This is a genomic window from Staphylococcus agnetis, assembly GCF_002901865.1.
GTDB lineage: Bacteria > Bacillota > Bacilli > Staphylococcales > Staphylococcaceae > Staphylococcus > Staphylococcus agnetis.
Window position 1 is genome coordinate 1 of sequence record NZ_PPQF01000047.1, and the last position, 13,092, is coordinate 13,092.

The 13,092-nt window shown below is 35.9% G+C and carries 13 protein-coding genes; all 13 read left to right on the forward strand.

Features of this window, described 5'->3' with window-relative positions; translation table 11 throughout:
* Positions 1–515: (d)CMP kinase (gene cmk / locus CD172_RS07585; RefSeq protein WP_103345975.1), on the forward strand; the 515-nt coding region annotated here is incomplete at its 5' end.
* Between the two features lie 231 nt (positions 516–746).
* On the forward strand, positions 747–1,931 hold the full coding sequence (gene rpsA, locus CD172_RS07590) for a 30S ribosomal protein S1 (protein ID WP_103345976.1): 1,185 nt from the start codon (positions 747–749) through the stop codon (positions 1,929–1,931).
* A gap of 234 nt (positions 1,932–2,165) precedes the next feature.
* Positions 2,166–3,476, forward strand: a complete 1,311-nt coding sequence (gene der, locus CD172_RS07595; RefSeq protein ID WP_060551082.1) for a ribosome biogenesis GTPase Der — start codon at positions 2,166–2,168, stop codon at positions 3,474–3,476.
* A 16-nt stretch (positions 3,477–3,492) separates the two neighbouring features.
* Positions 3,493–4,491: an NAD(P)H-dependent glycerol-3-phosphate dehydrogenase gene (locus CD172_RS07600; RefSeq protein ID WP_103345977.1), complete on the forward strand. Its 999-nt coding sequence runs from the start codon at positions 3,493–3,495 to the stop codon at positions 4,489–4,491.
* Between the two features lie 286 nt (positions 4,492–4,777).
* Entirely contained in the window at positions 4,778–5,050 is a 273-nt protein-coding gene (locus CD172_RS07605) for an HU family DNA-binding protein (RefSeq protein ID WP_103345978.1), read from the forward strand.
* Between the two features lie 218 nt (positions 5,051–5,268).
* Positions 5,269–5,847, forward strand: a complete 579-nt coding sequence (locus tag CD172_RS07610) for a hypothetical protein (RefSeq protein ID WP_060551080.1) — start codon at positions 5,269–5,271, stop codon at positions 5,845–5,847.
* Positions 5,848–6,558 carry a demethylmenaquinone methyltransferase gene (locus tag CD172_RS07615; protein ID WP_037564286.1) on the forward strand — a complete coding sequence of 237 codons (711 nt, stop codon included), beginning with the start codon at positions 5,848–5,850 and terminating at the stop codon, positions 6,556–6,558.
* Between the two features lie 17 nt (positions 6,559–6,575).
* Positions 6,576–7,532, forward strand: a complete 957-nt coding sequence (locus tag CD172_RS07620) for a polyprenyl synthetase family protein (protein WP_103345979.1) — start codon at positions 6,576–6,578, stop codon at positions 7,530–7,532.
* A gap of 81 nt (positions 7,533–7,613) precedes the next feature.
* A complete protein-coding gene (gene ndk, locus CD172_RS07625; protein WP_060551078.1) occupies positions 7,614–8,063 on the forward strand; it encodes a nucleoside-diphosphate kinase in 450 nt (149 codons plus the stop codon).
* A gap of 251 nt (positions 8,064–8,314) precedes the next feature.
* On the forward strand, positions 8,315–9,481 hold the full coding sequence (gene aroC / locus CD172_RS07630; protein WP_103345980.1) for a chorismate synthase: 1,167 nt from the start codon (positions 8,315–8,317) through the stop codon (positions 9,479–9,481).
* Positions 9,482–9,492: 11 nt separating this feature from the next.
* Entirely contained in the window at positions 9,493–10,557 is a 1,065-nt protein-coding gene (gene aroB / locus CD172_RS07635; RefSeq protein ID WP_103345981.1) for a 3-dehydroquinate synthase, read from the forward strand.
* Complete coding sequence (gene aroA, locus CD172_RS07640) at positions 10,557–11,846, forward strand: 3-phosphoshikimate 1-carboxyvinyltransferase (RefSeq protein ID WP_103345982.1); 1,290 nt, start codon at positions 10,557–10,559, stop codon at positions 11,844–11,846. Before aroB ends, aroA begins: the two co-directional genes overlap by 1 nt.
* A 1-nt stretch (position 11,847) precedes the next feature.
* Positions 11,848–13,089, forward strand: a complete 1,242-nt coding sequence (locus tag CD172_RS07645; RefSeq protein ID WP_103345983.1) for a tetratricopeptide repeat protein — start codon at positions 11,848–11,850, stop codon at positions 13,087–13,089.
* Positions 13,090–13,092: the final 3 nt, after the last annotated feature.

Here is a 13,092-nt window from a genome sequence, read left to right on the forward strand (position 1 = left end):
ATTTTAAAGACCTTATCTCAAATATTCAACTTGAATTAATTTATGACCCTGATAAAGGGCAACGTGTACTTCTTCAAGACGAAGATATAACAGATTATTTAAGAGAAAATGACGTCACACAAAATGTTTCTTATGTCTCCTCAATGCAAGAAGTTCGTGAATTTTTAGTTGAAGCGCAACAAAAGCTTGCGATTGAAAAAGGAATTGTCATGGACGGGCGTGATATTGGTACAACAGTACTTCCAAATGCAGAATTAAAAGTTTATATGATTGCATCTGTCGAAGAACGTGCGATGCGTCGTTTAAAAGACAACGAAGCACGTGGTATTGATGCAACATACGAACAACTTATGAAAGACATTGCTGAGCGTGATGCCTATGACATGAACCGTGAAATCTCACCACTTAGAAAAGCTGACGATGCGATTGAAATTGATACAACTGGCTTAACGATTGAGCAAGTTACAGAACGCATCATTTCATTAGCTCGATCGGCACAAAATCAAATAAACTAAATTTTTTTAGTTTAGTTTTAAGCGTAACACCAGTAAAAATACAGAATTTAATTTTTACTGGTCGAGACCATCGTATATTGTCATATTCTATGATGCATTTTTATTTTTTTATAAAAATTTTACTCATTTTGTATTCTCAAAGCGCTTAATTCTAACTTATCTAAATTTCTTGACAATTTTACACTTTTATAAGATGTTAGTATTATGTAGTAGTATAAGGAGGCATTCATGATGACTGAAGAATTCAATGAATCAATGATTAAAGACATTAAAGAGGGCGATAAGGTAACAGGCGAGGTACAACAAATTGAAGATAAACATGTTGTTGTACACGTTAATGGCGGAAAATATAACGGAATCATCCCAATAAGCCAGTTATCAACACATCATATTGATAATGCAAATGAAGTAGTAAAAGTCGGAGATGAAATTGGAGCATATGTAACTAAAATCGAAGTAGATGAAGACAACGACACAGGTAGTTACATTCTTTCAAAAAGACAATTAGAAGAAGAGAAATCATATGAATTTCTACAAGAAAAATTAGATAATAATGAAACAATTGAAGCCAAAGTAACAGAAGTTGTTAAAGGTGGCTTGGTTGTTGACGTTGGACAAAGAGGTTTCATTCCGGCATCGCTAATTTCAACTGATTTCATTGAAGATTTCTCAGATTATGAAGGTAAAGTTCTTGAATTAAAAGTAGAAGAACTTGACCCATCTAATAATCGTGTCATCCTAAGCCGTAAAGCTGTAGAAGCAGAAGAAAACGCAAAGAAAAAAGAAGAACTGTTAAAATCTATTAAAGCTGGCGACGTAATCGAAGGAAAAGTTGCACGATTAACAAACTTTGGTGCGTTTATTGATCTTGGTGGCGTAGATGGTTTAGTACACGTATCTGAGTTATCTCATGAACACGTTAAATCACCTGAGGAAGTTGTTTCAATTGGTGATACTGTAAAAGTGAAAGTTCGCTCTGTTGAACAAGACTCAGAACGCATTTCATTATCTATTAAAGATACGTTACCGAGCCCTTTTGAAACAATTCAAGAGACATACAGTGAGGGTGACATTGTTGACGGTAAAGTGATGAGACTCGCTAACTTTGGTGCTTTTGTAGAAATTGATAAAGGCTTACAAGGGTTAGTTCACATCTCTGAAATTAGTCACAAACATATTGGTACACCAAATGAAGTATTGGAACCAGGACAAGCAGTTAAAGTTAAAATTTTAGGTATTAATCCTGAAGAAGAACGCATTTCACTTTCGATTAAAGCTGCATTACCTCAAGAAGAAACTAATGAAGCATCTGAAGAAACAACAAAATCTTACACTCAATCTTCTGAGGATGAAAATGAAAATAATCCAACACTCGGTGATGTGTTCGGAGATAAATTAAAAGACTTAAATTTATAATCTTTTTGGCAGAGACATGCATCTCGTATGTCTCTGCTTTTTTATTTTTAATCAAAAGGCCTGTCCATGATATAATGAACAATGATGCAACCCATTCATATTTAGACTTTTAAGGGAATGAACATATGTATGTGTGTCGAGTATGTAAATAAAAACAGTCTTACATACGTCCTTTTAAAATGACAATTCTTTATGCTAAAATAATAAGGATATTTAAAGAGAGGAAGAACAATCATGACGAAACCAGTTGTAGCGATTGTTGGAAGACCAAATGTAGGGAAATCAACAATTTTCAATCGCATCGTTGGGGAACGTGTTTCAATCGTTGAAGATACACCAGGTGTTACACGAGACAGAATTTATTCAAGTGGCGATTGGCTTACACATGAATTTAATATTATAGATACAGGCGGTATTGAAATCGGAGATGCACCATTTCAAACTCAAATTAGAGCGCAAGCAGAACTCGCAATAGAAGAAGCAGACGTCATCATTTTTATGGTTAACGTGCGCGAGGGCCTAACACAAAGCGACGAAATGGTTGCACAAATGCTTTATAAATCAAAAAAACCAGTTGTTCTAGCTGTAAATAAAGTTGATAATCCTGAAATGAGAAATGATATTTATGATTTTTATTCATTAGGGTTTGGTGAACCCTATCCATTATCAGGTTCTCACGGCTTAGGTTTAGGAGATTTACTCGATGCTGTTGCACGCCACTTTAAAGAAGACATTGAAGATGAATATGATGAAGATACAATTCGTCTCTCATTAATCGGACGCCCAAATGTAGGAAAATCTAGCCTTGTCAATGCCATACTTGGTGAGGAGCGAGTGATTGTTTCAAATGTGGCTGGAACTACACGTGATGCAATCGATACAGAATACACATATGATGATCAAAAATATGTATTGATTGATACAGCAGGGATGCGTAAAAAAGGAAAAGTATACGAATCTACTGAAAAATATTCCGTATTGCGCGCATTAAAAGCGATAGAACGTTCTAATGTTGTACTTGTAGTCATAGATGCTGAAACGGGTATAATCGAACAAGATAAGCGTGTCGCAGGGTATGCACATGAAGAAGGAAAAGCGATTGTTATCGTTGTTAATAAATGGGACACTGTTGAAAAAGATAGTAAAACAATGAAAAAATTTATGGATGATATTCGTCAAAACTTCCAATTCTTAGATTATGCTCAAATTGCATTCGTATCTGCTAAAGAACGTGCACGTTTGCAAACATTATTCCCATTAATCAATGAAGCAAGCGAAAACCATAAGAAGCGTGTCCAAAGTTCGACTTTAAACGAAGTGATTACAGACGCGATTTCAATGAATCCAACACCGACGGATAAAGGCCGTCGATTAAATGTTTTTTACGCTACGCAAGTTGCCATAGAACCACCGACATTTGTAGTGTTTGTGAATGATGTAGAATTGCTACACTTCTCCTATAAACGCTATTTAGAAAATCAGATACGACAAGCGTTCGGATTTGAAGGTACGCCGGTTCATATCATTGCTAGAAAACGAAATTAAATTCGGAGGAATCAAAATGAGCAATATAACAGTATTTGGTACAGGAAGTTTTGGTAGTGCACTTGCCAACGTCCTAGCTGAAAATAAACACCATGTATTAATGTGGGGGAAAAACCAATCTACTATCGATGAAATCAATACACAACACACAAATGTAAATTATTTAAAAGATGCACAATTGGATACTACAATTAAAGCAACAACACATTTGGACGCAGCAATCGACCATTCAGATATTTTTATTATTGCATTACCTACAAAAGCGATTCGAGAAGTGATGGGTCAAGTGAACGAAAAGCTTCACTCTAAGAAATCATTCATCCATGTGACGAAAGGTATTGAGAATGGTACATTCAAACGTGTTTCCGAAATGCTCGAAGATACCATCTCACCTGACTTTAATGCTGGCATTGGCATTTTATCAGGCCCAAGTCATGCAGAAGAAGTTGTTATTAAACAACCGACTACAGTTGCTGCCGCATCTGAAAATCCTAAGTTACGCCAATTAATTCAAGACCTATTTATGACAGATTACTTACGCGTATATACGAATGATGATTTAGTAGGTGTGGAACTTGGAGGCGCGCTCAAAAATATTATCGCCATAGCGAGTGGTGTTGTATCAGGCATGGGCTATGGAGATAACGCAAAAGCTGCCTTAATCACGCGCGGACTTGCTGAAATCACACGTTTAGGCGTTAAATTAGGTGCTGACCCTCTGACTTTTCAAGGTCTAGGCGGTATCGGCGACCTCATCGTTACTTGTACATCTACGCATTCTCGAAACTTTTCATTGGGGTACAAACTTGGTAAAGGTCAAAAGCTTGATGACATTTTAAAAGATATGAACATGGTGGCTGAAGGTGTGTATACAACACAATCTGTTTATAACCTCGCACAACAAGAAGGTGTAGAAATGCCAATTACTAAAGCATTGTACCGCGTTTTATTTGAAGATCAACCAGTAGAAAAAGAATTGAAAATCTTAATGGGCAGAGATAAAAAAGCTGAATAACTTCAAATTTATAATTTTTTTGTAAAATGACTGTTTATGGCGTTAAGCTAAAGGGTACAATAAAAGCGCATATCTATATGCGTAACGCCAATTCTTGGTGTATTTTACAACTTTTCCACACAATTTAAGGTACTTGTAACTTAAATACAATCAATTTTTAAGAAAAACGCATTAAATCAGTGTTTTTCTTGTATAAATCGTTGCAGTATCGCTATTGCTTGTGTTAAAGTCATAGCATAATGATAATTGAATTATCATTACATAAACCTTTAGGAGGTGAATTGACATGAACAAAACTGACTTAATCAACGCTGTAGCTGAACAAGCTGACTTAACTAAAAAGGAAGCTGGTCAAGCTGTTGATGCCGTTTTCGAATCAATTCAAAAATCACTAGCAAAAGGTGACAAAGTACAATTAATCGGTTTCGGTAACTTTGAGGTACGTGAGCGTGCACCACGTAAAGGACGTAACCCTCAAACAGGTAAAGAAATTGATATTCCTGCAAGCAAAGTTCCAGCTTTCAAAGCAGGTAAAGCTTTAAAAGATGCAGTGAAATAATTCAATTATTTACTTAGAAAGCCCTTTTTAATAGGGCTTTTTTCTTATTTTATACTTATCTTTTTTTGTCATACATACCCAAGTGATACATAATAAATAAGCTTTGAAACCGTTTTAACATAATCATGTAAGTTTCACCATTTTACGAAACAATACAGATTTAATTTTCATATTGTTAATGTTAATATAGAGAGTGATTATAAATTGGGGTGTGACTGATGCGCAAAACATTTGAACGCTTAGAAAAACAAATTGATCAAATATTATTTCAAATACATAAACCTAAAAATGTCTATATCAATCATGATTTAAGTGAGATTTTAGATCGTCTTGATATTCCAGAATTATCAAAGGATGCCGTATTTTCGATTTACACGGCTATGACACATCTAGATCGCATTAGTTATTATAAATATGAACGCGATGCCATTTTAATAGGCGACTTATACAGTGCGCACTATTACAATTTAATCGCTCAAATTCAATCGACACAATTTCAAAAATTAATCAGTGACGCACTGATTCATATGAATGCGTTAAAATCTCATTTACAACATAACTATCAACAAATTTCCCAAACTGAATTATTAGAAACCATCATACAAGTTGAGTTATGTTTAATTGAAGCACTCATTGATATTTACCAGCTAAATGACGAACGCGCAACCATCCGTCAAGCTGTGATCAATCAAATCAAACTCGAACAACTCACATACCTCAATTTCTTTACTGAAGAGGAAATTTCAAAAGTAATCCAAACGTTACACTCAAAATATCATTATAATGGAGTGGTTTAAATGAAGAATAAAGCGAATAAAGAACAAGTACATGAAGTTTTTCAAAACATTTCAGGTAAGTACGATAAACTTAATAACATTATCAGTTTCGAACAACATAAAGTTTGGCGTAAAAAAGTGATGAAGGAAATGAATGTACAACCAGGCTCAACTGCATTAGATGTATGTTGCGGCACTGCTGATTGGACAATTGCTTTAAGCAAGGCGGTTGGACCATCAGGAGAAGTGACGGGATTGGACTTTAGTGAAAATATGTTAAAAGTAGGCGAAGCAAAAACATCCAATATGTCTAATATCCGTCTTGTCCAAGGTGATGCGATGGCATTACCTTTTGATGATAATAGCTTTGATTATGTAACAATCGGCTTTGGTTTACGTAATATTCCTGACTATACTAAAGCATTATCTGAAATGTACCGTGTTTTAAAACCAGGTGGCATGGTCGTTTGTTTAGAAACCAGTCAACCGACAGCACCAATATTTAAGCAGGGATATAAGCTTTATTTTAAGTTTATTATGCCTTTATTCGGTAAGATATTTGCAAAATCAAAACAAGAGTATGAATGGTTGCAACAGTCCGCATTTGATTTTCCTGACAGTGAAACTTTAAAGAAGCTTTTTGAATCTGTAGCATTTGAAAATGTGAAAGTACGCCGCTTCACAGGTGGGGTAGCTGCAATGCATTTGGCTAAAAAACCTAAAACGAAATAATTAAAGGTGAGGAACCCATGTCTAAAATTAACATGAATCGTGAATTAAAACATATTGAAACTTCATTAGCACAATTAATGCATTGTGAAGATCCAACACTACAACAGGCTTCTGAACATTTATTATCTTCCGGTGGTAAACGTGTACGCCCGCTATTCGTTATATTAAGCAGTTACTTAACTGGTGCACGTCCTACAGATGCAACATATCGCGTTGCAGCAGCCTTAGAATTAATTCATATGGCAACTTTAGTTCATGATGATGTGATTGATTTAAGTGACAAAAGACGTGGCAAAACTACAGTAGAATTTGAATGGAGTCAATCTACAGCTATTTTAACTGGTAATTTTTTACTTTCACGTGCAATTGCGCATTTAGCAGCAATTGAAAATTATGAGATTCATCGTACGTTATCCCATGCGATTATAGAAGTGTGCCGTGGCGAATTATTTCAATTTCAAGACCAATTTCGTACGCCTCAATCTCTAACAAATTACTTACGTCGTATTAAAAGAAAAACCGCTTTACTGATTCAATTAGCGACAGAAGTCGGAGCAATGAGTGCAAATGCGGATCAGGCAACCGTCAAATGTATGAGAGATATTGGTTATAACATCGGTATGAGTTTTCAAATCGTTGATGATATTTTAGACTTTACAAGTACTGAGAAAAAGTTAGGTAAACCTGTAGGAAGTGACTTACGTAATGGACATTTGACATTACCAACACTCCTTGAAATGAAAAAAGACCCGGAATTTAAACAACGTGTTGAGCAACTTCATGCAAACGCATCTCAAGAAGCATTTGAAGTGTGCATCAACCAAGTGCGTCATTCAGATGCCATTATGCAGTCTAAACGTGTAAGTGAAAAATATTTACAACGCGCAAAACAGTTGCTCAATACGATACCAGAAAACGACGCTAAACCATTATTTAATAAATTAATATTAAAACTCCAAAACCGCATGAAATAAATGACAAAACAATTGAAAGCGCTTTATTATCATGGTAGGATAATCTTGTAATCTATACATAAATACAGGGGGATCCTCAAAATGGAAAAAACATTTGTAATGATTAAACCAGATGCTGTACAAAGAAAATTAATTGGAGAAGTCGTTCAACGTCTCGAGAAAAAAGGTTTAAAATTAGTAGGTGCTAAGTTAATGACTGTGCCTCAATCATTAGCAGAAACACATTATAGCGAACATAAAGATAAACCTTTTTATTCAAAACTCATTTCTTTTATTACGTCAGCACCTGTTTTTGCAATGGTTGTAGAAGGTGAAGATGCCGTTGCAGTAGCGCGTCATATTATCGGTGCTACAAATCCATCAGAAGCAACACCAGGATCTATTCGAGGAGACTTAGGTTTAACGGTAGGTAGAAATGTTGTTCATGGTTCAGACTCAGTAGCATCTGCTGAACGTGAAATAAATTTATGGTTCAAACCCGAAGAAATTAGCCAATATCAATCTCCTGATGAAGTTTGGCTTTACGAATAACCTATTAATTTAAGACATATAAGTGCATAGATATCCAATAGAACGGTTAAATCTTTGATTTGACTGTTCTAATTTTTTACCCTTATACTTTAGCTATTAAAAGCGTTAAACTTTTTCATATTTTTCTGTTAATTTATCGCATGTTTTATGCTAAGATAGGTAACATATTTATTTTAATCAGTGCGATGAAACTAAGAGCTATGATAAGCTTGAAACATCATCATTATTCTATATAGAAGGAGATGCCTAAAATGAGATTTTTAACCGCAGGCGAATCACATGGTCCTCAACTGACAGTAATTATAGAAGGACTACCCGCTAATGTGAAAATTGATATAGATCAAATTAATCAAGAAATGTTTAAACGTCAAGGTGGCTATGGGCGAGGACGCAGAATGCAAATTGAAAAAGACAATGTAGCCATTGTATCTGGTGTACGCCATGGTTACACGCTAGGCAGTCCTGTAACCGTAGTAATTAAAAACGATGATTTTACACATTGGAAAAATATTATGGGGGCTGACCCAATCACAGCTGAACAGCAAGAAAATATGAAACGTGTCATTACTAAGCCTCGTCCAGGCCATGCCGATTTAGTGGGTGGAATGAAGTATCATCATCAAGATTTAAGAAATGTGCTAGAGCGTTCATCTGCGCGAGAAACGGCAGCGCGAGTGGCAGTGGGAGCCATTTGTAAAAGTTTACTTGCTCAATTGGATATTCATCTATACAGTCGTGTTGTTGAAATTGGAGGCATTAAAGATGAGGGCGATTATGACCTAGCTACTTTAAAAACGCATGTAGATCGTAATGATGTACGTGTCATTGATGAAGGTATTGCACAAAAGATTCGCGACAAAATCGATCAAGCGAAACAAGAAGGCGACTCTATTGGTGGCGTCGTTCAAGTTATCGTTGATCAAATGCCAGTAGGGATTGGAAGCTATGTTCACTATGATCGTAAATTAGACGGTCGAATCGCTCAAAGTGTTGTTGGCATTAATGCATTTAAAGGCGTGAGTTTGGGCGTAGGCTTTAAAGCAGGATCACTTTTAGGCTCACAAGTTCAAGATCCTATTTTATATGATGATGAAAAAGGATACTACCGTGAAACGAATCATTTAGGTGGCCTTGAAGGCGGTATGTCAAATGGAATGCCAATTGTTGTGAATGCTGTTATGAAACCTATACCTACCTTATATAAACCTTTAGCCTCTGTCGATATCAAAACGAAAGCGCCTTTTAAAGCGACGATAGAACGTTCCGATAGCTGTGCGGTTCCTGCGGCAAGTGTAGTATGTGAGCATGCGGTTGCTTTTGAAATTACAAAAGCCATATTAGAAGAATTTGAATCCAATGATTTTGAAACATTACTTTCACAAGTTGACGCACGTAGAATGCGAAATAAAACGTATTAAGGGGATAGACTATGAAATTGTTCACACGTTATGAATCTAACAATTATCCCATTATTATTGAAAAAAATGCCATTGATAAACTAGATGACTATATTGCAGATTACCAGCATGTATTCATTTTAATCGATCAGAATGTTGCTCAACTATGGCCATCGATTAAAAAACGCTTCCAATCATATATCATGATTGAAATCCCCTCTGGAGAACAAGTGAAATACATTCAATATTATGATCAATATATGAATCAACTTCTTGAACATCATCCTACACGTCAGTCCTGTGTCGTGGCGATTGGTGGGGGTGCCACAGGAGATTTCGCTGGTTTCATAGCTGCAACATTATTAAGAGGTGTTGATTTTATCCAAGTGCCAACAACGCTGCTTGCACATGACTCTAGTGTTGGCGGTAAAGTAGGCATTAATGCATCCTATGGTAAAAATTTAATCGGTGCCTTCCATCGACCAAAAGCAGTGATTTATGATTTGAATTTTTTAACATCTTTACCGACAACTGAAATACAAAGTGGCTATGCTGAAATTTATAAGCATGCATTACTTTCAAATCATGAGGCTGTAGACACATTAGAACAACACTTTGCTACATTACAGTCCTTAAAACATCTTGACCATATTGAACAACATATAGTTCAAGGCATCGAGACTAAGCTAGACATTGTCATTGAAGATGAAAACGAAAAAGGAAACCGAAAATTTCTAAACTTAGGTCACACGTTTGGACATGCTATTGAATATGCACATCACATGCCGCATGGACACGCTGTGATGATTGGTATTTTATATCAATTTTATGTCGCAAATATCATTTTACAGACACAATTTGCTACAGATCATTTTTATCATTATTTAAAACAACTTGAGTACCCTTTATCATTACTCGATACATTTGATTTCGAATCATTATATACACTCATGTTATCAGATAAGAAAAATACCGCGACTGGTGTGCAAATGGTTTTACTTCAACGTATAGGTCAAGCAACAGTCGAACATATACCGAAACACATTTTAAAAGAAGCATTTGATCAAATGCTTCAATATCATCAGGAGGTGCACTAATGGAAACCATTTCTATACAAGGACCTTTAAAAGGTCATGTAACAATACCTGGTGATAAATCGATGACACATCGTGCTATCATGTTAGCATCGTTAGCCCAAGGGACATCTATCATCAATAAACCATTGTTAGGTGAAGATTGTCTTAGAACCGCAGAAATTTTCCAATCACTTGGCGTTTCAATGCAATTTAAAGAAGAGCAACTACAGATTACATCTCCAGGTTTCAAACATTTTAAAACGCCACACCAAGCGCTATACACAGGTAATTCAGGAACTACAACCCGTCTTATGGCAGGGTTATTAGGTGGCTTAGGGATTGAGAGTGTATTGTCGGGTGATAATTCAATAGGAAAGCGACCAATGAATCGTGTGATAGAGCCGCTTCAACAAATGGGCGTTAAAATACGAGGCATAGAGAATAACTATACGCCACTAGTAATAGAAAAAGGGCTTATACAGGGTATTCATTATAAAATGCCTGTAGCAAGCGCTCAGGTTAAAAGTGCAATTTTGTTTGCCAGTCTTTTTGCCAACAATGAATCGGTAATAGAAGAATTAGATACGTCTAGAAATCATACTGAAACAATGTTCGCACATTACGGGATTCCTATCAATGTGTCATCACATCGTATAGTATTGCCAGGCAACAGTATCCATCACATTAAAGCCACTGATTTTGATGTACCTGGAGATATTTCATCAGCTGCTTTCTTTATAGTAGCAGCACTTATTACACCAGGAAGCGATATCTATTTACATCACGTGGGCATGAATCCAACACGGGATGGCATCATCGAAGTGGTTCAACAAATGGGTGGCAATCTTGAAATTTTAAATCAAACCAACACACCTGAACCAACCGCAACGTTACACGTTCGATATACCCCTCATTTGAAACCTATTGAAATAAGTGGAAATATTATTCCACGCTGTATAGATGAACTACCAGTCATTGCTTTACTCTGTACACAAGCTAAAGGTTCAAGTATTATAAAAGATGCCGAAGAATTAAAGGTTAAAGAAACAAACAGAATAGATACTACTGCAAGTGAATTAAATCGACTTGGTTTTCATTTAGAACCCACTGATGATGGAATGATCATACACTCATCTCAATTGCAAACACCTTGTGAAGTTGATAGTCATACCGATCATAGAATCGGAATGATGCTTGCAGTTGCGTCGTTACTTCACTCAGAATCTATTCATATTAAACAGTTTGATAGTGTAAATGTTTCTTTTCCTGGATTCTTACCGATACTAAAACAATTTGAGAATGAGGGATAACATGGAAGATATCTATAAAATTATAGATGATATCAATTTACAAAATTTAGACAACCTCGATTCACGTGTACAAGAAGTACTTCAGTCAGATGACGATGAAGGGTTATTTGCACTCGGAGAAACATTATATCAATACGGGTTAACACCTCAAGGTCTTGAGGTGTTTCGCACGTTATACCACAAATATCCTGATGAAGGGGAAGTGCTTATCTATTTTATAGAAGGCCTTGTAACCGAAAATCAAATAGATGAAGCGTTGGAATATTTGAATGAAGTCCCTGTCTCCCCAGAAAAATTATTACTAGAAGCAGATTTATATCAACAAATTAATATGCTTGAAGTTGCCACTGATAAATTGACAGAAGCACTTGAATTACAACCAAATGATCCTGTCATACATTTTGCGCTTGCTGAACTCCTCTATTTTGATGGCCAGTATTTAAGGGCATCACGTGAGTATGATACGGTGTTAGAAAGGGGAGAATACGAAGTGAATGGTGTGAATTTATTTTCACGCCTTGCAGATAGTAGTCTTCAAAGCGGCAATTACCTAGATGCCTTGAAATGGTATGATGAAATGAATGAACAAGAAATGGTTCCTGAGGATTACTTAAAGAAAGCCGTCGCATTTGAGAAAAACGATCGAACACAAGAAGCAATAAAAATCACTAAATCTTTATTGAATAAAGATCCTGACTTCATCCAAGCTTATTTTTATTTACAGCAGTTATATGAAAATGAAAAAATGTTCGCTGACGCCATTGATATCGGTGACGAAGGTTTACGTTTAAATCAATATTATAAAGAGCTTATGTACAGTACAGGCGCTTTAAAAATCGAACATGGTGATCAAAATGAAGCGGTTGCTTTATTAAAACAAGCACTCGAAGTCGACCCAAGTTATCAAGAACCGTTATTAATGCTTGCTGATTTTTACCGCCATCAAGAAGACTATGAAGCATTAATTGAATTAGTACAATATGCTAATGAAGAAGACATGGATCCTGTATTTACATGGCAATTAGCTTATGCACTTGGCCAAGAAGAACGCGATAAGGAAGCGCAACATTTTTACGATTTAGCTTTTGTAGCACTAGAAGATAATACGGATTTCTTAAAAGATTACTATGCGTATTTAATTGAAGTCGGTCACATTGCTCAAGCCAAATCTATTTTAAACGCGCTGCTTCAAAAGGAGCCTCATGAAGAAAGATGGCATGATGAGTATGCACGTTTGAGCTAGGAG